General features: G+C 54.0%; 20 protein-coding genes and 1 pseudogene. 10 read left to right on the forward strand and 11 right to left on the reverse strand.

The annotated features are described in order from the left end of the window. The first annotated feature begins 68 nt into the window (after positions 1–68). Positions 69–278, forward strand: coding sequence for a hypothetical protein (locus CIB54_RS27660; protein WP_101220367.1), 210 nt, complete (start codon positions 69–71; stop codon positions 276–278). A gap of 498 nt (positions 279–776) precedes the next feature. On the opposite strand, the gene CIB54_RS17000 is transcribed toward CIB54_RS27660, so the two are convergent. The 7 genes from CIB54_RS17000 to CIB54_RS27330 all read right to left on the reverse strand — a co-directional run bounded on the left by CIB54_RS17000 (position 777) and on the right by CIB54_RS27330 (position 5,288). Beyond that, positions 777–1,379: a DUF262 domain-containing protein gene (locus CIB54_RS17000; protein WP_101220369.1), complete on the reverse strand. Its 603-nt coding sequence runs from the start codon at positions 1,377–1,379 to the stop codon at positions 777–779. Further along, the gene (locus CIB54_RS17005) at positions 1,376–1,687 is read right to left on the reverse strand and encodes a hypothetical protein (RefSeq protein WP_101220370.1); all 312 of its coding nucleotides are present in this window, start codon (positions 1,685–1,687) and stop codon (positions 1,376–1,378) included. The genes CIB54_RS17000 and CIB54_RS17005 overlap by 4 nt, the downstream gene beginning before the upstream one ends. Positions 1,688–1,985: 298 nt before the next feature. Next, complete coding sequence (locus CIB54_RS17010) at positions 1,986–2,798, reverse strand: inositol monophosphatase family protein (RefSeq protein WP_101220371.1); 813 nt, start codon at positions 2,796–2,798, stop codon at positions 1,986–1,988. 200 nt (positions 2,799–2,998) lie between these two features. Then, complete coding sequence (locus tag CIB54_RS17015; protein WP_101220372.1) at positions 2,999–3,403, reverse strand: helix-turn-helix domain-containing protein; 405 nt, start codon at positions 3,401–3,403, stop codon at positions 2,999–3,001. Between the two features lie 609 nt (positions 3,404–4,012). Beyond that, positions 4,013–4,603: a DUF6338 family protein gene (locus CIB54_RS17020; protein WP_101220373.1), complete on the reverse strand. Its 591-nt coding sequence runs from the start codon at positions 4,601–4,603 to the stop codon at positions 4,013–4,015. Positions 4,604–4,719: 116 nt separating this feature from the next. Then, entirely contained in the window at positions 4,720–5,085 is a 366-nt protein-coding gene (locus tag CIB54_RS28010) for a 4-fold beta flower protein (protein ID WP_412072187.1), read from the reverse strand. Positions 5,086–5,141: 56 nt separating this feature from the next. Then, positions 5,142–5,288: a hypothetical protein gene (locus CIB54_RS27330; protein ID WP_010220512.1), complete on the reverse strand. Its 147-nt coding sequence runs from the start codon at positions 5,286–5,288 to the stop codon at positions 5,142–5,144. 357 nt (positions 5,289–5,645) lie between these two features. Between CIB54_RS27330 and CIB54_RS17025 the strand changes: the two genes are divergently transcribed. Both CIB54_RS17025 and CIB54_RS17030 read left to right on the forward strand, forming a co-directional pair. Beyond that, positions 5,646–6,524 (forward strand): helix-turn-helix transcriptional regulator, encoded by an 879-nt coding sequence (locus CIB54_RS17025; RefSeq protein WP_101220374.1) that lies wholly within the window; start codon positions 5,646–5,648, stop codon positions 6,522–6,524. Positions 6,525–6,936: 412 nt separating this feature from the next. After that, positions 6,937–7,869, forward strand: a complete 933-nt coding sequence (locus CIB54_RS17030) for a tetratricopeptide repeat protein (RefSeq protein WP_157829730.1) — start codon at positions 6,937–6,939, stop codon at positions 7,867–7,869. Positions 7,870–8,131: 262 nt separating this feature from the next. On the opposite strand, the gene CIB54_RS17035 is transcribed toward CIB54_RS17030, so the two are convergent. After that, positions 8,132–8,833, reverse strand: coding sequence for a toll/interleukin-1 receptor domain-containing protein (locus tag CIB54_RS17035; RefSeq protein WP_080898799.1), 702 nt, complete (start codon positions 8,831–8,833; stop codon positions 8,132–8,134). A 431-nt stretch (positions 8,834–9,264) separates the two neighbouring features. On the opposite strand from CIB54_RS17035, the gene CIB54_RS17040 reads away from it, so the two are divergent. The 4 genes from CIB54_RS17040 (at position 9,265) to CIB54_RS17060 (ending at position 13,460) form a co-directional block, all read left to right on the forward strand. Further along, entirely contained in the window at positions 9,265–10,821 is a 1,557-nt protein-coding gene (locus CIB54_RS17040; RefSeq protein ID WP_101220376.1) for a hypothetical protein, read from the forward strand. Positions 10,822–11,292: 471 nt separating this feature from the next. Continuing rightward, positions 11,293–11,511, forward strand: coding sequence for a hypothetical protein (locus tag CIB54_RS27665; RefSeq protein ID WP_101220377.1), 219 nt, complete (start codon positions 11,293–11,295; stop codon positions 11,509–11,511). A 786-nt stretch (positions 11,512–12,297) separates the two neighbouring features. After that, the gene (locus tag CIB54_RS17055; protein ID WP_101220379.1) at positions 12,298–12,897 is read left to right on the forward strand and encodes a hypothetical protein; all 600 of its coding nucleotides are present in this window, start codon (positions 12,298–12,300) and stop codon (positions 12,895–12,897) included. After that, a complete protein-coding gene (locus CIB54_RS17060) occupies positions 12,894–13,460 on the forward strand; it encodes a hypothetical protein (RefSeq protein ID WP_101220380.1) in 567 nt (188 codons plus the stop codon). Before CIB54_RS17055 ends, CIB54_RS17060 begins: the two co-directional genes overlap by 4 nt. Positions 13,461–13,596: 136 nt before the next feature. On the opposite strand, the gene CIB54_RS17065 is transcribed toward CIB54_RS17060, so the two are convergent. After that, on the reverse strand, positions 13,597–13,818 hold the full coding sequence (locus tag CIB54_RS17065) for a hypothetical protein (RefSeq protein ID WP_157829731.1): 222 nt from the start codon (positions 13,816–13,818) through the stop codon (positions 13,597–13,599). Positions 13,819–14,616: 798 nt separating this feature from the next. Here CIB54_RS17065 and CIB54_RS17070 point away from each other — a divergent pair. After that, a complete protein-coding gene (locus CIB54_RS17070; protein WP_157829732.1) occupies positions 14,617–14,961 on the forward strand; it encodes a hypothetical protein in 345 nt (114 codons plus the stop codon). A 523-nt stretch (positions 14,962–15,484) separates the two neighbouring features. Continuing rightward, positions 15,485–15,604 (forward strand): annotated as a pseudogene (locus CIB54_RS27840) (AI-2E family transporter); the annotation flags it as partial. On the opposite strand, the gene CIB54_RS17075 reads toward CIB54_RS27840, so the two are convergent. Beyond that, the gene (locus CIB54_RS17075) at positions 15,601–16,635 is read right to left on the reverse strand and encodes a sensor histidine kinase (RefSeq protein WP_101220383.1); all 1,035 of its coding nucleotides are present in this window, start codon (positions 16,633–16,635) and stop codon (positions 15,601–15,603) included. The pseudogene CIB54_RS27840 and the gene CIB54_RS17075 overlap by 4 nt on opposite strands. Continuing rightward, positions 16,635–17,399: a response regulator gene (locus CIB54_RS17080; RefSeq protein WP_065949208.1), complete on the reverse strand. Its 765-nt coding sequence runs from the start codon at positions 17,397–17,399 to the stop codon at positions 16,635–16,637. Before CIB54_RS17080 ends, CIB54_RS17075 begins: the two co-directional genes overlap by 1 nt. A gap of 258 nt (positions 17,400–17,657) precedes the next feature. On the opposite strand from CIB54_RS17080, the gene pyrF reads away from it, so the two are divergent. Further along, entirely contained in the window at positions 17,658–18,356 is a 699-nt protein-coding gene (pyrF, locus tag CIB54_RS17085) for an orotidine-5'-phosphate decarboxylase (RefSeq protein ID WP_101220384.1), read from the forward strand. The last annotated feature ends 256 nt before the right edge of the window (positions 18,357–18,612 follow it).

Raw genomic sequence — 18,612 nt, forward strand, 5'->3', positions numbered from 1 at the left:
CCGTAGGGGCACGCATAATATCGCTGCAGTGGAACGCAAAATCGACGAGCTTTCGTGGAGAAAATCCGATGGGGATGACGGACGATGACGACACAGTTTATTGCGACATTCAAATGCCCTTGGCGCAGGGCAGAGAGTTTCTGAAGTTGGTGAACACACTCAGGGAGTCGAAAGCCTACCCGACCCTAGATAGAGTCTTTGAGCGCATGCAGGATGAGCTCAGCACCTCAATCGATATCATCGAGAACCCACCGAGCTGGGGGCCATGGCGTCAGTGAATAGACCTCCATTGAGCAGCATTTTAACATTTCTGAACCCCTGTGAATGGGCTGTGGCTGCAAGCAGGTTGCCTGCTCACTGCCGTTATTTTTGAACCAGGTCTTTGTATAACTCTCGCGCCGCAAGGATCTGATCCCTGATTTCCTCGGGGTGAATGCGCATGCCACCGCGAGGCGTTACCTGAAGCGTCTTTAGGCGGTTCGCAGCTTTAATGAACTCACGTTCTTCCGCCTGAATCCACGCGGGGCGCTTGTCTTTCCAAAATAGCCAACCCATTTGCCCGGCCTCATCTTTGATCGGATGCTCAGCAGTATGTGGGAGCGGTAGCCAATGTCCAAGCAAGAAGGTGAGTCGGATCGCTCTGCAAGCGGAGCGCGCAGACCATGATGGTCGAAGAGCGTAAGGATGGAAGCCCGAAGGGCCGAGGCCCAGCGTAGCGGGGCTCGGTTTACGACAGCCGCTCCCGAAGGGATACGCCCGACCGCCTTGATTAAAGTTTACCGAAAAGCCCGTTGATCAAATGACCGAGGCATTACGCCCTGCGCGCAAAGATCGTATGTCCCGCGCAATGCCACCTCGTCACCAGACGACACCCTGGCATGGGTAAAAATTGTCGACAGAAAGCGCTTCCTTTCGCCGTTGCCGAGCTCCGACCAAATCCTTGGTTGACCTTGTGCATCTGGGACTGCAAGGCGGTCGAGGAAATACTCTTCAAGGCTGTGAAGCCGTTGCTGACCATCAATCAAAATTTCACTGTTTTCGGCCAATGCTCTGCTACCGCTTTCTGGCTCGTACCAGTCATTCGTGAGGTAGCTCCCCAGATCCCCACCTGACCATACTGCTGAGATGAAGCGAGACTTCTGTCCGATGTTCCATTCCAGCCCGCGCGACCAGGTTGGCACGGGCATGCCCATAACGAATCGCGCTGCCCATGGACAATGCTCATGAGCGGAGGAGGGATCTACGAGATACTTTTCCCAGTGGCCCACTAAGACCTCGATGGGACAATGACTGACGGTCGTGGGCAGAATATGCTGCGGCATATGGATGTGCCTGTCTGATGTTCCGCCGTCGGCGTAGCGTTTAAAAATGGAAGTCATAGTTTTCCTGGGTGGCTCAGGTTGGTTGAAGTATTCGGGTAAGTACGGGCGCATCGCCATGCATCCACCGTTGCAATGATCAGCAGATCCCGATTTGTGGAGATATCGATCTGGCCGCTGTCGGCCAATGCATGTGCATAGCCCTCAGCGTAGGCCGCCGCTTTGTCGAATTCGGATGTGCAGGCTGAGGATTCGATGTAGCCGATCAGCCGCTCCCATGTGCGCCGCTGACGGTTACCGAGAATCGTGCAGGGAAACGAAAAGGCGCCGCTCAGGCGCTGTGCGAAGTCATGTGTAGAGAGGGTCAAAGCCGTCGCTCAAAAAGGGTACTTACCAATCACAAACGGTTTCTTTCGGAAAACCTTGAGCCTGAAGTGAGTTTTTTTGAAGAGATACAGATTTGCCCAAGCACGGCAGCTGGGATTGATGTGTTGGAAGACTGTCACATCAGGCAAGCGGAGCGCGCAGGCACGAAGATGGAAGCCCGGAGGGGCAAGAGAGCCATTGAAAATGGCTGGCTTGATTCACGACAGCTGGCCCGAAGGGCGTGCCAAACGCCGGTCTGCACGAATAAGCCGTCTGACTGAATTTTGCATGCAGTCAGCATTACTCAAACACCCTGTTCCAATCCCGTTTATTCAGCTCGCTGCAGGCATCTGGCGCACCACCGAATACACGTCCAGATACCTTCGCCATGGTGGCCTCAGTCGTGTATTGAATTGAAGTCCCATCCTCGCCAATCAGCACCCCCTTGGCACCCTTCAACAGCGCATGACCAGCCACGACATCATGAGCGCTAACAGGGTAGAGCGAGATACCACAAACACCGTCTCCAGCAGCAACTTTAGCGAGCCGATATGCAATGGATGGCATCGCGTAAAATTCTGCCGGCGCGCACAGCTGGTTATTGATATCGGGCTTGTCAGTAGCTGCAGCGCTAACCATCACGGTGGCAGTCTCGGTAAGTTTTTGATCAGAGAGGTCGACAACAATGCGATTGTTATTTCTGAGCAGATGATCCATGCCCTTTGCCCAGGCAATGCAGTCAGAAACTCCCGAAGGCGTAACAGGGGCGTGCACCACTCCAAGGATAGGCTTGCCGTCATGGAGCAAGCCGACGGATATGGCAGAGCCTGCGAGGCCCCTCAAAAAATCGCTGGTGCCATCGTTAGGGTCGACCACCCAACAGAATGGATATCCAGTAAGAACATGGCCTGTTTCCTCGCCCCACCAATCGCAATCCACGAGGGCCAGCAGTTCGGCCCGGAGCAGGATCTCAATCTCGACATCAATCTCTGCTTTGTCTCCTGATCCTCTCCGTCCACCTGGACGTATGTATTCAGCTGCCAACAGAGCGCCGGCTCGTTCCACCGCTACGATCACTTGGCGGAGAATGTGATGCAGCCATTGATTGGTCATGGTTACCTTTCGAGTCAATTAACAGGGGGCGCTGAGGACTCTAGACGAGCGTACTCCTACCATCTAGCCGGAGCTGCGATTCAGCCATAGATCGAGGTCGAAATTACGCATTACTAGACTTACTGGGGCTGCCCATAGGTGTGCAACGACACCTAGCCGTGTGTGCCGTCGGCTCACGACAATGCGGCAAGGTGGGGCGTCTAGTCAGCGAAGCACAATTCGACTTGCTGGGAATTCGGCACTGAGCGATTACCTGACGGCTTAATTGAAGGGCGTGGCACCGGAGACGTCTCATCCGTCGAAATCATCAGGTTTTTGAGAACGCCCTCTTGGGCTAGATTAGCCAACTCCTCTTGTGTACGAAGGAGCAAAGCGTTAACGGACTGCCCGGACTCGGCGCAGAGAGTGATGGCTACCAGCGAGAGAGGATTGACACTGAGTGGGCCACTCAATGCACTGATCATCTCCAACGTGGGGCTCGACTGGGCACGCTCCAATTTTGAGACATATGTTCGACTACTGACTTCGGCGAGATTTCTTTGAGTCAGTCCTTTGCCCGCGCGCATCGCTTTAAGCACGGCAGCAAACGCAATTTTGAGCGTCATAAACACGTTCCTGATGAGCCAGTCCTATTTAGCGTGGTTACGCTGGCGGAGCCATTCTAGGCATCTGAAGACTAATACGGTATGTCTGCGCTCGATGCACGCTAGCGATGTTGTCTAAGAGGGGAGCGGGCCTGCATACAATTATCCAGGCGGGCTACCCATTAGGACGTCAGCTCGTCGCCATGAAGCTGCGAGCTGGTCTTCTATCGTTTTTTAGGTGGCGGCGGCGGTGGAGGCGGGGCGGCAGGTCTTTGGCTAGTCGTTTGCTTGCTGATACCGTCATTCACATGAACTCTGCCGCCAGATTGGTTTGTCATGGGATTACCTTTTGGTGGGTGGTGGAGGGGCCTTAGGCGGAGTTGCCGGGCGCTGAGCGAATGGCTTGGGCGGATTTGGATGTCCGCCACTCGGCTTGCGTGGTTGGGGCGATATACCTCTTTCCTCGTACATTTCGGCTTCTACTTTTTCGGCGCTTTAGGGGGAGCAGGCGGTGGTGCTGGCGGACGGATGTTAGCTGGTGCAGGAGGATTAACATTCAGCCCCTCATTACCAGTTCGCTGTTCAAACACGTTGTGCCTAGGTTTATTTTCGTTATTCACTTCTGATCTCCTACTCTAGAAATTCGACTAGGTACACATCGCTGTTTGCAATCAAATAACTCTCGATGCCAGGCGTGTCTACCCACTCATTCTCTTCGTTCATCCAGCTAGGCTGTGTAATGAGGAAATGGCCATCTTTAGGCTCGGTTGGCCATACTGCCGGGTACCCAAATAATCGCCGTCCATCAAGCAGCGTAAGCACCACGCTTTTGCCTTCGCGTTTGCGGAAGGCATAAATCCACTCGGGATACGACGAGCGAGACGTCAAGGTCAACCACCTGCCAAATCTGTACAGGTAGTCGTGGTTCGAAGCGAAGGCTAGCAATAGGCCTAGAGATGTCGCCAAAAATATTCCCCAAACGCCTTCTACTTGAACCGTCCACTGCCCCAGCTGAAAATGATGCTCGCCGATGTAAAACAGTACGGGCTTGATGCCTGACACCAGCATCGTTATCAGCCCAGTGCTGATCAGTGCTTGAACTGTGCGCTCAAACTGCCCGGGCTTTTTAACATCGGCCAACCAATAGAAGATCATGGTAGTCAGAAAGCCAGGAACAAGCGTCTGTACCAATGGGATGATTTTCGTTGCGAGATCTTCCATAGCCTGTCTCTCTTACCTCATTAGTCGGAGGTCTGAATCATCCGGTGGCTCAAAGCCGGCGCTTACACCGCTATCGTTGTTAACCATGGCCGAGAGAGCGGGCATGTCACCTTTCATCAAGAGAAAAACTCATCCCCAGGTATCTTTGATTGAAAGAGACGCATCAAAGCATAAAATTTGGGACGCCTTCGACATTTGAGATATCGCATTTGCTTGGGGCCCTTCGGCGGAGGGGGTAGGAGCCACATCTTCATTGAGCCACCGCCTGACTCTGGTGTGCGTAGCACAATGTGGCCGTGATTATCGCGAATGTAGCCATTCGCTATAAATCCTAGATGTAAGCCTGGATAGGAGTAGACCGAACCTTCGTGAAAGTAGGCGAGTGGACGGCCACAGTATGCATATAAGTGCTCGTCGTCATCTGTATACGCGATCGGCTTGTGTTGCATATCATAGAAATCTAGGCTCATGAGGCTCTTCATTGCAGCAATGGGAGAACAGGGCACTTGTGTGCCCCGTGCTCTGTTAAGCAGTCAAATTACTTGGCTGCTTTAGGGCGAATGACGATACGAAACGGCTGACCGTTTGCACGTCGAATCACCTTCCCGGTTTTGGTGGTGATGGTCATGCGATAGATGACCTCACCCTCCTCGTCGGGTTTTTCGAACATCTCAATCTGGGACATAAAATGTCTCCTGCTGAGGTAGTCTCAAACACAGAACTCGCTCCCTTGCGAAAGGAGCCCACAGGGGCTACCATCGCAAAGCTTTCTTCAACGAAGCGCGAGAGACATCTGGAGTCTGTTCAGACGTCTTTTCCCAAAGGCCGGTCAAGGTGCGAACTTGATCGGCTTTTTTGTTTCTGGCTTTCCACCATCTAGTCCAATGCAGGCTCAGAAGCCTCCTCGTAGCGCTAGTGATGAATATGCATCGGTGCCATTTACATAGCCTATCATCATCATTTTGATGACGTCAACTGCTCATGTGTTATACTGGGTGAAAGGTGGCGGGCTTGACCGACTTTTAGATTCGATGGAGATGATATGATTGATTTGAGCGAGTACAGCCAAGCGCAACGGGAGCGCCTGGTGTACATCGATTTCCGCCTGTACTTCACAGGGGCCGTCTCACGTGCGGATCTCATGGACAGGTTTGGCGTAGGCGCCGCTGCCGCCACTCGTGATTTCGCTCAGTACAAGGACGTTGCCCCCCAGAACACGGAACTCGACACGGTAACGAAGCAGTATGTGATGCGCGAAACATTCTCCCCTTTGATCGCACATGCGTCTGAGCGAGTTCTCACTGCGCTTTCGCAGGGGTTCGGCTATGGCTTGGATTCATATGAAAAGCCGCTGATCCCCCACGAGTCGGTTTCGTTGCTCAGTAAACCTAAGGTGGAGGTTTTAGCGCCCATCACCAGGGCAATTCACCTCAAACGGGTCGTTAAAATCAGCTACACCTCCGGTTCAGGTCAGTCAGAGCGAACCATCGTACCGTTCGCTATTGGTTGTGACGGTCTTCGCTGGCACGTCCGGGCGTTTGATCGGAAACGTAAAAAGTTTGCAGACTTCGTTCTAACTCGAGTGGGGCATGCTGAGCTTCAGATGGGGGAGAAAGCTGGGGACGATGAAACGCCTAAGCATGATGATCAGTGGAATCGGATGCTTGAGTTACCTATTGTCCCGCATCCCGATAAAGACTCTACAGAAATCGTGAAGCGTGACTACGACATGCTTGATGGCGTGCTCAAACTACGAGTTCGCGCCGCCATGGCGGGCTACGTGCTGCAGCAGTACCATGTCGATTGCTCACCTGATCACAGCATCACGGACAAGGCTTACCGACTATGGCTCAAGGATCCCCTGGCGCTTTACGGAGTAGAGAGCTCCATGTTCGCTCCTGGCTACCAAAGTCCTAATTGACCGATAACCAACGTACTGCTCTATAACTCGATGCCATCCTTAACCGGGCTAGTTGCAGGAGGGGGCTGTGAGTGAACATGACTCGCCAGGTTCGTTAGGGCAATTTTCATCGCCGTGTTCAGCCCCCTTTCCGTATAAGGCTTAACGGAACGGCAGCTGATAAATTCGCCCAGCCTGTGCAGGCGGCCGATTATTGCTAGATTTCTTAATAGGCCTTTGCTCTTGCATCTGCACTATCACCGGCTTGGGCTCAGGGCTAATCGTTAGGCGCGGAGCACTCAGCCCCAGCGGCTAGCAGTCGTCCAAGCGCCAATCTGATGAAGGAAGTGCAGCTACTTGAGTGGCAATGCGACATCGGTGTGGGTAGCCTAGTGCTATTACCGTCACCTATTGCCCATGTGGGGAAACACGATTGGATCAGGACACCTCCAACCAAGGAATCGAGCGCGACAGGCTTCGTCTCGAAGCTACAAGATTTAGGTCTGAAAGCAGTCATAATCGAACAGTTTTATGGGTAGGCGCTTTTGTTAGCGTGGTTGTAGTTATCATCCCCGCAACGTCTAGCTACCTCAATGAGTCAGCTCGTCTGAAGCTTGAAGCTCACCGGCAGGAGGTGGAGCGACAGCAGAAGGCAGATGATCTCAAACTGAAGCAGAGCGAGATCGAACGTTCTAGAGATGCTACCCGAGTCAAATTCTTGCAAGATCACATAGACATGATCATGGCAGATGAGCCTGACGCTGAGTTGAGATTGACTGCTTTGGCAAGGCTTGCACTCCCGGCGGACGCGGATGCTCTGATCGCCCAGGTTCGTACAATTAGGCGTGAACTCGCATTACAACGCTCCAGTGCTCAAAAAGTCGACGGAGTCTCTACGACGCAACAAAATGCTGCTGAAGTGGAAAGCTCTGTACCACCGTTGGTCGTCATATCTCGAGCTGTGAACGCCTCAGGAGATCAGGAGTTAGCACCTGGAATGGCCGAGGGGCGGTCGCATGCACGGAAAGGTGACTACGAAAGCGCGTTGCGAAATTTCAACACTGCGGTTGACCACAATCCTAACGATCCTCTGGCGTGGAATTTCAAAGCGTACTCAGAGTTTCGCATAAACCAGTTTACTACTGCGCTAGCCAGCATAAGCCGTGCTTGGAAGCTCAACCCAAGCGATAACAAGACTCGCCGATGGATCGCGATTAACGCTACAAAAATCTTGTGTGCTCAAGGACGTTCAAGCGAAGCTGCGACCTTTTTCAATCAGAGTGCATCCGTGGTACCGGAAATTGTCACCGACGTTTATGGAGATGGTGAGTTTCAGTCCACTTGCCAGGCCATATGGCGAGGATAAGACAAGAATGAGGCATGTCTGGCGCTTACCGCATATCTGAGTGCTTTGATCCATGAGGGGCCAAGGCCCTTGGAGTCAGAAAGCTTACCGTGAACCAGTCGAGACGGTTTCGGCATGACCATGGCATTGCTGTCGACACCTTGAATCTGGCGGCCTCCAAGGGGCGGAGAGGGCGGTTAGTCTGCAGGGAATTCCCAGGGGCAGGCATCAGCGAACGGGCATGCCCGATTATCTCCAGGCCTGCCCTGTGGATGCGTTGGCGTTAGGATGCTTGGGCACCATTAGACTTCAGCAAATCTGCGATCTCAGCAGCGATCTCATCAATGGTGTGCACCGCTGTGCTGCGCGCCACCTTGTCCGCGATCGAAGAACTGAAATCCATCACTTGCTGCTTGGTGATGTTGTGCCAAATCGGCAGCAAGATCTGTTCGCCTGACACTGAGCGGGTAACGATCCCGTCCAATTCGTAGTTCGTCCAACCCTTCTTGATAAACGCTGGGGACAGAACCACAAGTCCAACGCGGCTACTAACCAAGCCCTTATCAATCTTTTGGCGCAAGCTGTCCCCGATACGAAGGGTCATTTCGTCAAACCATACCTTGAGCCCAACTGCAACTAACGCATTGGCCAACGGCCTGACAAACTCGTCCTTGTCCTCAGACGCATGAGATATGAACACGTCATAGGTTTGTCCGTTCGACTGCGCCGGAGCTGGAACCTCGCTGCGGACGAGGCTTGGTACCTCAGATAGCGGACGACGGTAGATTTCCGGAACCCCACTGGGCAGTGCACGTGACGTCCGCCCCCCACCGCCACTAGATGAAGAGGACGATGACGGAGAAGAGTAGGAGGGGGAAGAATACGAGCGTGCTCCATAGCCGCCATATCGGTTTCTACACGCAGGACAATTGGCTGCCGCGCTTGCGGAGCGGTGACCCTTACTCGGTGCGGTGCATGTCGCCATATCGATTCTGGCTCCCCAAGCGCAAACGTGCGCCTTGTACGTGCCCTGCCTCAGTCAACGGCAAGGTCAGTGGCATTAGCGGGACAATCCCATAAGGTTCAGCGCTAGAAAGTCATGCATTTTCGAAGCGCCTAGACTGAAGGATTACTGATATTAATCTGCCATGCAACCTTGGGATTAGGTGCGCTCGGAGAATTGATGTGAATCGATAGCTGGCGTCATTTTCTCTACAAATCACCTGCTTTCAAAAATCGGAGTGCGTACAGCTGACTTTGCTTGCTCAAGCCTGCCCAGTCAGCCGAACGTGACGACACCCAGCCGTTGCACGCGCTTCCCTTTTTTCGGCAGGGGTATCGCTTCGTCGGGTACCAGATCGCCATTACGCCAAGCCTCGAATTTTGATAGATTTTAGATAACTAGGGAGTGTCGCGATGTCCAGCTCGGAAAGATCAGGTGTTTTCGACATATCAGATGCGGAGGGTGTCAACGACTCCGAGCGATTACTGATGAGGCTATGCCGGAAATCCTTCTTAAGTTTGTGGGCACATGCCAATCTGCATACTGACCAAGACATGCGCCAAGGGAAGGGGAGCGCGAAGGAATTTGCCGATGTAATGGTGGTGTTCGGTGAGGACGTCATCATTTTTTCCGACAAGCACATTACATATCAGTCGGAGGCTGACACTGCGGTTGCTTGGAAGCGCTGGTACAAACGCGCCATTACAAGTTCTGCGAAGCAGTTATATGGTGCCAAAAGCTGGTTGGAGCGGTTTCCTCATAGGGTGTTTTTGGACTCAAAATGCACCCGATCACTGCCTGTGCAGATTCCAGACATACCAAGGGTGCGTTATCACCTTGTGGCTGTGACACGGGGGAGTGCTGAAGCTTGTGCGAAGCATTTCTCAGGCAGCGTTGGCTCACACATGATCCAGACCGGCTTGGATCACAATGCCTATGCAGAGCTTTCGTTTACTACAGGGCCGCTAGACCCCAGTAAAGAGTTTGTTCACATCTTCGACGAGATCTCGCTGGAAGTGCTGATGCACGAGATGAGCACGGTCAAAGATTTCATCGATTACCTAGGAACGCGCAAGGCATTCCTGCTCAATCCGAATACAGTGGTAACGAGTGCAGGTGAAGAGCAATTAATTGCGTCTTACCTACAACACACTGATGACAATCAGCATGGATTCCTACCGGAGATGGAGGGTGTCCCTAACCATGTCAGCTTTGACGAGACGCTTTACCCTCAACTGTTATCACTCCCGGAGTATCGGGAGATGCACCACCAAAATAGAGTGAGTGGATTTTGGGACGCGCTAATCGAAAAATTTATCACGGTAGGCGACCCCACCATTACTAATTTTGGCGCTGAACAAGCGAATCATGAAACCGAACTCGCTTTGCGATTGATGGCGAGTGAGACCAGGTTCATGAGGCGCGAACTGTCCCGCCATTTCTTGGAGATGATGAAGCTAGCTAAGGCGGGGGAATATGTATGCAGGGCTCGCACTTTAACTACCCAGCAAGCACCCGATATACTTTATATTTTCCTGGCGTGCCCCAAGCCTGCAGGGCAGTCCGGTGCGGAATATAGGCAATACCGAAGCGCGCTGTTGTTGTCATACGCTCAGTGCGCAAAGCTGAGGTTCCCTAGCGCTAAGACCATCATTGCACTCGGCTTTGATCACCCACTCAAAAACTACGAGGGAGGCTCCGAGGATCTATGCGTCTTCATCCGCGACGAGTACACCGAGGAGGAGCGGGTAGAGGTCGAAAACCTGAGAGCTACGCTTGGGATCTATGCGGACTCCACTGTCCCGGCTGAAAAAACAAGCTATCAGTTTCCGGCTGTAGGTGATCGACAACTTGGCGATGACGCTACCTTCGTATTCAACCAAACTTTTAGCAAACGACCGCGACCAACAACTAAAAAATCAAAAAATAAAAGCCAAAAAAAAGCTAGGAGAGCGAATCGGAAAAAATGATTTTTCGGGCTGTTTACCCTAAGGCGACAAAAGAAACGATTTCCAAGAGAAAGATTAATCCGGCCAGGGCGCGTGACGCTCTGAGAACTGGGCGGCATACCCCGCCGTTTGACATAAATAAGATCTATTTGTAAAAGTCCTCAAAGGGCTTTGTGCTTGGTGCTTCTGCATTGGGTGTATTCCTCGCCGACCTCTCGATCCTATCCATCCTACTGGCAGCCGCCAAACGATGAAGGTTTTCGAAAATTAAATGGCTCTCAGATGGCAAGCGGAGCGCGCAGGCCGTAAGGCCGAGGCGCGAGGATGGAAGCCCACCGGGCCGAGACGCCGCCTTGGCGAGCGGCTCGGTTCACGACAGCCGTCCCGAAGGGCGCGCACAGCACCAACGGTCAACGTTTTCCAATCTTCAAGCTCAAAATATTTGTTGTCTCAAGAAGCAATAAATGGCGCCCCAAACAGACCGGAGGATCTATGACTCGTGACGACAAGGACACTGTGTACTGCAACATCCAGATGCCCATGACCAAGGGACGGGAGCTATCCAGATTAGTGGCTGAGCTACAATCGTCAGGCAATCATCCTGGCCTCGACTCAGTCTTCAAAGAAATACAGGACGAGCTAAATTCGTCGATAGAGTTCGTTGAGGAACAGCTCCGGGGTGAGACTGGATTCGGCCGGCGACTATCCTAGGATGCTGAAGGCTCTAGCACTGAGACGCGCAGGTATTCATTCATCAACCTGTGTTAGCTCTGTAAGTCTTGAGGCCAACACACTCGCTTGTTTGTGAGTCAAACTAAAACGGCAGTCATCGATGTCCAAAGAAATAATGCCGTCGAGCTCCCTGTCCAAGAAGACCCCATAGCTATTCGTCTCGTCTATTGCTCCAACTTCAGGTGCGCCGGGCCTAGTGAATACAGCATACGTAATCTCAAGCGATCCGTTGTCGAGCGAAGGATCCTTGAAAGTATAAAATCTGTTTGGTGGTAGTTTTATGCTCATGCATTTTCTCTCATAAATAAGCCGCTTAATTGTTAAACGGAATTTCTCAAGAAAACTTGAGGGCTGGTGCAAACAAACCTTTCGCGAAAGATGTTGGCTTTTCGCCTGCCTGCAGTTGATCGCCGACCCACATATCACCTTCCTTGCGGTGGTACCCCCGCTCCCTGTTTTACTGCGGTACTGGATCACATCTATCGCCCAGGCCAACATCAACCCACACTACTATCGATTGCCGGCTGGGAATCTATGGCAAGCGGAGCGCGCTGGCCGCGAGGCCGAGGCGCGAGGATGGAAGCCCACCGGGACAAGACGCCGACTTGGCGGTGGCTTGGTTCACGACAGCCGTCCCGAAGGGCGCGCACTGCAATTTTTCCAGGCATTTTTACGTGATACGCGACATCAGAATAAATATTTTTAGTTTCTCCTAAAGTTTTTTAAGCGACGAGCCGTTTAAATTTGTATTTAGGTGCATGGTATATGCGGGTGTTGGATAAAAGTTGTTTGCCGATCAGCACAATCTTCAAAGCTGAACGTTCAATGATGTGTCGGGCGTTCACTGAAGAGAGGGTATTCACAGCCTCGATTGAGTTAACCGGGAACGTCGTCACGTGTATTTTGGACGATTCTGAATACTCCTTTACAGCGCAACAATGCGGAGAGCTTGCGGACAGCCTTGCCACCTTATTGAAAATCAGTACTGAACGCGCCGCCAGCCAAGTAAAAATTGGGCTTCCGCTCAAACTCGATTTTTGTAAGATTTTCTACCAGTTGATTTTATCGAGAAGCTCGGCGAGCGGATGCGATCGACTATACGGCTATGATTACGACTCTGACCGTGTGCTCTTTGGTGCCTCTGGATCTTTCCGATATCCCGGTACGCGTGATTCCTACAAGCTATTCGTAGGGTTCAATGATGAGCTTTGCCTTCCATTTTTGGGTATCGAGGACTGGGTGTACACCTTCAGCTTTGACGAAGCGTCCTGGCTAATCGAGCAGTTATGCGTTGGAGGCTACCTGCTTGCACAGATAGAACAAACAGAAAAAGAATTTAAGAAGAACGGAAGGAATTATCAATGAGCTCATCCAGTGTAGATCCCGCTGTTGTAACAGAATTCAAACGCGACTTCCTGTGCTGGCGAGGTCGGGAGTTCGATGAGCGCTATGAATGCCGTGTCGCAGGCACTGACTGGAGAGGCGCGAGTATTGAGTTTGAACTCGATGGGATCAATGTCGGCGCGGAAGTAGCGGCAGATATTGCCTTTTGCCTTTCAGAAGCTCTGGCAATCGCGGAGCAAACGGATGTAGAAGGCGCGACGGCAGCGGTATGTGACGAAGGCTCACTTACTAGGAAGTATCGGTTATCGTGCGGTGCATGGCAGTTCAGTGCAACCCGTGTTGTGCCTGTTGAGAATGCTAGCCCTGAGCGTCTTGGCTATGCGATCGGCGCAGGCTCCTTCGTGGCTGTTCGAACCATAGAGGAAGGGGGCTTCGAACTCGAGTTCGGAGAGTTGGGCTATTCGTTTTCTGCGCAGGATGCATCCTGGTTGCAAGAGGCGCTGCTTGAAGTTAGCCAGCAGCTTCCAAAGCAGCACCCCCGAGTACGCTTACTCGAAGCGGTGAATAGTGCTTGGGAACCCTAAGTATTTACGACGTACTAGACTGATGAATAGGGCATTAATCCGGTAGCGATTTGAAATGGATTGTGCACACTAGGACAACTGAAGGGATAACTTTCTCGATCACCTCGGCCTGAAGGTGGCCGTGACCATCGAGCAGTCAATTGGCAAGACGGATGATTTTGCAAAGAATGCGGATGTTGGTGACGCCGCAGGTGACCGTGGCTTTTTCCAGTGCTTCGGCCCAGTTGGTCTTGACGATATCTTTGGCAATGTCGAACGCTTCTGCCGGAGACGTGTCGAGCCGTAGCTCTTGGTCGATTATGTTTTCTCGGAACTGTTCCCAGATGTCCTTATCCCTCAGCTTGTCATCGTTGAGCACGAGTAGTACCCGACATTTGTGCACTTGGACGCACTTGTCAATGAAGCCGAAAGTTTCATCAATGTGCAGCTTGTCGTGCTTGCGCTCAATGTCATCAATAAGAAGGAGCTTAGCCTTCAGTAGGGGGGAAGGGCGACTAGGGGCAGGTCATCCAAAGCATTAAAGTTACGATGCAATCCTTGTGCAACTTTTTTAGCCCTCTGAGTGCCCCACTAATCTGAGCTGCTACACCGTCGTTATTAAGGCTAGGCAGTAGCCCAAAAAGAGAAATAGAGGCTGCTTTCTTGATCGTATCGTCCGTCGAGGTGTCACGAACCCGCTGCCAAAGGTGCGTCTTGCCAGTGCCCCATTTGCCAGTGAGAGCGATGATTCAGTTATCCTGAGACGCTAGGGTCAGCAGTAAATTTTGCTTGCAGCGTTCGATGGTCATCTAGGCTCCGATAATAGCGGTGCATCCATGGGTAGCAAGATGATGGCAAATTGGGAAATTTCAAGTGTTTAAATGCGAAGTTTTTTGCAATGGCGGAGTTCTCAGGGCGGGGCGAGGTTATTTATGAAGAATCGGGAGTCGGTTGTAAATTCGCATAGCGTGGGAATATTCAAGGCTTCTAACTGGAAGAAAGAAGGCGATGGCCTGTTGGTGGCCGCAAAAGCCCTGAGGCAGCAATGGCTTTCAAGTAGAGAAGAGGTAATTAAGGTCGTCACTGACCGAAGCCCTAGGTCTTCTGAGGTATTTACAAAAGATTCCGCTCTGGCTCGTTCATCAATGCTACTTCTCGCTATTCAATGGAGATGTTCTTGGAAAATGGTGTTGTTAAACTCCATTCTTACTGTTCTGAAGAAATGGTTGAGCGCCTAGTCCGTAAACTCGAACATGACTACGAAAGCATGGCCAAACTACTGGGAGTAAAACTTGATCCTAATCAGTTTGAGCAATTGAACGGTCTATATAAAAGTGTCGTCAATGACGCGCGTTATCCAGCTATGCCTTCGTTGGGTAAAGACTTTTTCGAACAGACCAATCAAATCACCCGATACAACCATCGGCAGCCCAACTTTGAGCGCCTCGTTGGATTGGCCGAGCAGATACGCGACTTCGCTCGGAAGATTGACTCGGATAGCTCAAACCCTACCTGTTTCTAGCATCATTGGCCAGACTGGGGATACGTAGTTGCAAGATGGGGGGGAATCTGCCTCCTACCATCGTATTTAGAAACGAAGATCAACTGGCAGAAACTGATTTGCGCAGTGCAATTGAAGCAGTGGTCACACTATCTGCAAAGTTTGATTGCTATCGGATCTACCAGGACAGAGGTAAGGGTAAGAGCCGTCGATGCGAGCCGTGGAGCTTGAAGGCGTGAGTGGTTTGAGAAACGCGCCGATGTAGAAGTTGGCGCTAAACAGGCTCCCCGTTATGTTGCTTCTTCTGCGGCAGATACATGGTAGAGGAACGATGATGAAGGCAGCAGGAGTTCGTGGCGGTCATGTTTCTTTCCAGCCGTCTGCGGGCTGTCAGTGACAGATGGGTTGGCTTAACGATGTGTTCAGGAGGACTCCCCTTCAAAGTCCCAGCGCTTCGAATTCAGGGTAAAAGCCGTGGCAGACTCCAGAGCAGACGCGGTCAAAGCCTTGGGACTTTGACACTGTAATCGTGTCTGTCTGGAAAATCGCGTTCGGCTTTATCGGCCTGTTTATCGGCCCGACCTTACTCGCGGTGGCCTACAGCTTGTTGACGGACTGGAGCGCGACCCAGGCCCAGGCGCGGCGCGAAGACAAGCCGCTTTAAGCCCTGGGCAGCCACATCACTGCGGTCAAGCCGCCGCCTGGCGTGTCTTCCAGGCTCAGGTGGCCGCCGAGGCGCTCGACCGCTTCCCTGGCGATCGTCATGCCCAGGCCGACGCCGCCGGAATTACGGTTGCGTGAGCCCTCCAGGCGAAAGAACGGTTCGAATACCGCTTCGCGCTTGTCGGCGGCGATGCCGGGGCCATGGTCGATCACCCGGATCACCAGCGCCCCGCGGCTGTCCGCCAGTTCCACACGGGCTGAGCCCGCATAGCGCAGGGCATTGTCGATCAGGTTGTTGAGGCACGAACGCAACGCCATGGGCTGCACCTGCAGGGGCGCGCAGGTGCCGCCACATTGCACATCGCTGCCTTGATCCTGGGCGTTTTCGCTCAGCGATTCCACCAACGCCTGCACATCGAGCCAGTGTCGGGTCTCGCTGGTGCGCTGTTCGTGCAGGTAGCTCAAGGTGGCGTCGAGCATGCCGATCATGTCGTCCAGGTCCTGGCGCATCTGACCTTGCAGCCGGGTGTCTTCGATCTGTTCCAGGCGCAGCTTGAGCCGCGACAGCGGGGTGCGCAGGTCATGGGAGACCGCCCCGAGCATGCGCGCGCGCTGGCTGACTTGTTCGCGGATGCGCCTTTGCATCAGGTTGAAGGTCGACGCGGCCTGGCGCGCTTCGCGCGGCCCGGACTCTTCGAGGGGCGGGCTGTCGAGGTCAAGGCTCAAACGCTCGGCCGCCGCGCTCAGGCGCTGGATCGGCCGGCTCAACAGCTTGGCGCCGTACCACGCGGCGATGATCAGCGAGATGAATTGAAACGTCAGCGGCACCACCGGGCCACCGAACCAGGGACGGTGAGCCTTGACCAGCGGTTTCATCGAGCCATCCGGCTGCTCGACGAAGGTTTCCTGCGGAGGCGGCGGTGGTGGACCGTAATGATGGAACCAGAAAAATGCCAGCAGATGCGCCAGCACGATGGCCACCAGCAACACGCCGAACAACCGCCCGAACAACGTATTGAAGGTGGCGCGCATCAGCCGATATCCCGCGCGTCGAACAGGTAGCCTTCGCCGCGTACGGTCTTGATCAATTGCGGGGCCTTGGGGTCATCTCCCAGTTTCTGGCGCAGGCGCGAGACCAGCAGATCGATGCTGCGGTCAAAGGCTTCGATGGAGCGGCCGCGGGCGGCATCCAGCAATTGCTCGCGGCTCAATACGCGGCGCGGGCGTTCGATAAATACCCACAGCAGGCGGAATTCGGCGTTGGACAGCGGCACCACCAGGCCGTTGTCGGCGACCAGTTGGCGCAACACGCTGTTGAGCCGCCAGTTGTCGAAGCGGATGTTGGCGCGTTGCTCGGTGCGGTCATCGCGCACCCGGCGCAGGATAGTCTGGATACGGGCCACCAGTTCGCGCGGCTCGAACGGTTTGGACATATAGTCGTCGGCGCCCAGTTCCAGGCCGATGATACGGTCGGTGGGTTCGCAGCGGGCGGTGAGCATCAGGATCGGAATGTCCGACTCTGCCCGCAGCCAGCGGCACAGGGTCAGGCCGTCCTCGCCCGGCAGCATCAGGTCGAGCACCACCACATCGAAGGTTTCGGCTTGCATGGCCAGGCGCATCGCCGCGCCGTCGGTCACACCCGTGGCGAAAATATTGAAGCGCGCCAGGTAATCGATCAGCAATTCACGAATCGGCACATCGTCATCGACGATCAGCGCACGGGTGTTCCAGCGCTTGTCGTCGGCGATCACCGCGCCTGTGTGCGCATCGTTTACCGGGACGGGAGGAGTATGCATAGTGCGATCATCTGCCTGATTGTTACGGTCAGCATAGGCGCCCAGCCCCATGGCTGGAAGTGCTGGACGGTCGGTCACGCGGCGAGGCTAGCGGTGGGGCGTGTTGGGGGCATGTCGTGAATGTATCGGCTTTGAAACAATGGCCGCAAACCTGCGCCAATCCACGCTGAATCAGTATTTACCGATCATCGGATCCCGCAACGGCGCCGCGTGCGCTACAATCCGCGCCGATTTCGACTTGCCTGAGAGCCCATTCCAATGCCCGTCTGCCAGACTCCTATCATCGTCGCCCTGGACTACCCCACCCGTGACGCCGCACTGAAGCTGGCTGACCAATTGGACCCCGCGCTTTGCCGGGTCAAGGTCGGCAAGGAACTGTTCACCAGTTGCGCGGCGGAAATCGTCGGCACCCTGCGTGACCGAGGTTTCGAAGTGTTTCTTGACCTGAAATTCCACGATATCCCCAATACCACCGCCATGGCGGTCAAGGCTGCGGCCGAGATGGGCGTGTGGATGGTCAATGTGCACTGCTCCGGTGGCCTGCGCATGATGAGTGCCTGCCGTGAAGTGCTGGAGCAGCGCAGCGGGCCGAAACCGCTGTTGATCGGGGTGACTGTGCTGACCAGCATGGAACGCGAAGACCTGGCCGGCATCGGCCTGGACATCGAGCCGCAGGAGCAGGTGCTGCGCCTGGCCGCCCTGGCGCAGAAAGCCGGCCTGGACGGGCTGGTGTGCTCGGCACTGGAAGCCCAGGCCCTGAAGACTGCTCACCCGTCGTTGCAGCTGGTCACGCCAGGCATCCGCCCGGCGGGCAGCGCCCAGGATGACCAGCGCCGTATTGTGACGCCGCGCCAGGCCCTCGATGCCGGTTCTGATTATCTGGTGATTGGCCGTCCGATCAGCCAGGCGGCCGATCCGGCGCAAGCGTTGGCGGCGGTCGTTGCCGAAATCGCCTGATACCCGAGCGGGCACTGAAAAATGTGGGAAGGGGCTTGCCCCCCTGTCCTTACTGGTGCTCCACAATCCAAATGTGGGAGGGGGCTTGTCCCCCGATGGCGGCCTCTGGGCCGACCAGGATGTTGGATTGGACCGAGTACATATCCGTTTCTGCGGTCACGGCTGCTATGGGTTCCGCTTTTACAGCGGGTCACTTTTGGAAAAGAGCCCCAAAAGTAACCAAAAAGGCTCTTGCCCCACCACTCGGCACCTCGCT

It is taken from the genome of Pseudomonas fluorescens, from assembly GCF_002837185.1.
In the GTDB taxonomy this organism is placed as follows: domain Bacteria; phylum Pseudomonadota; class Gammaproteobacteria; order Pseudomonadales; family Pseudomonadaceae; genus Aquipseudomonas; species Aquipseudomonas fluorescens_AM.

Excerpts from the sequence above, each read along its gene's own strand:
- CIB54_RS17000 (WP_101220369.1), bottom strand. The coding sequence starts at position 1,379 with ATGACTTCCATTTTTAAACGCTACGCCGACGGCGGAACATCAGACAGG.
- CIB54_RS17075 (WP_101220383.1), bottom strand. The coding sequence starts at position 16,635 with ATGCGCGCCACCTTCAATACGTTGTTCGGGCGGTTGTTCGGCGTGTTG.
- CIB54_RS17010 (WP_101220371.1), bottom strand. The coding sequence starts at position 2,798 with ATGACCAATCAATGGCTGCATCACATTCTCCGCCAAGTGATCGTAGCG.
- CIB54_RS27330 (WP_010220512.1), bottom strand. The coding sequence starts at position 5,288 with ATGTCCCAGATTGAGATGTTCGAAAAACCCGACGAGGAGGGTGAGGTC.
- CIB54_RS17060 (WP_101220380.1), top strand. The coding sequence starts at position 12,894 with ATGAGCTCATCCAGTGTAGATCCCGCTGTTGTAACAGAATTCAAACGC.
- CIB54_RS27665 (WP_101220377.1), top strand. The coding sequence starts at position 11,293 with ATGACTCGTGACGACAAGGACACTGTGTACTGCAACATCCAGATGCCC.
- CIB54_RS17015 (WP_101220372.1), bottom strand. The coding sequence starts at position 3,403 with ATGACGCTCAAAATTGCGTTTGCTGCCGTGCTTAAAGCGATGCGCGCG.
- CIB54_RS17025 (WP_101220374.1), top strand. The coding sequence starts at position 5,646 with ATGATTGATTTGAGCGAGTACAGCCAAGCGCAACGGGAGCGCCTGGTG.
- pyrF (WP_101220384.1), top strand. The coding sequence starts at position 17,658 with ATGCCCGTCTGCCAGACTCCTATCATCGTCGCCCTGGACTACCCCACC.
- CIB54_RS27660 (WP_101220367.1), top strand. The coding sequence starts at position 69 with ATGGGGATGACGGACGATGACGACACAGTTTATTGCGACATTCAAATG.
- CIB54_RS17055 (WP_101220379.1), top strand. The coding sequence starts at position 12,298 with ATGCGGGTGTTGGATAAAAGTTGTTTGCCGATCAGCACAATCTTCAAA.
- CIB54_RS17035 (WP_080898799.1), bottom strand. The coding sequence starts at position 8,833 with ATGGCGACATGCACCGCACCGAGTAAGGGTCACCGCTCCGCAAGCGCG.
- CIB54_RS17020 (WP_101220373.1), bottom strand. The coding sequence starts at position 4,603 with ATGGAAGATCTCGCAACGAAAATCATCCCATTGGTACAGACGCTTGTT.
- CIB54_RS17040 (WP_101220376.1), top strand. The coding sequence starts at position 9,265 with ATGTCCAGCTCGGAAAGATCAGGTGTTTTCGACATATCAGATGCGGAG.
- CIB54_RS17080 (WP_065949208.1), bottom strand. The coding sequence starts at position 17,399 with ATGCATACTCCTCCCGTCCCGGTAAACGATGCGCACACAGGCGCGGTG.
- CIB54_RS28010 (WP_412072187.1), bottom strand. The coding sequence starts at position 5,085 with ATGAAGAGCCTCATGAGCCTAGATTTCTATGATATGCAACACAAGCCG.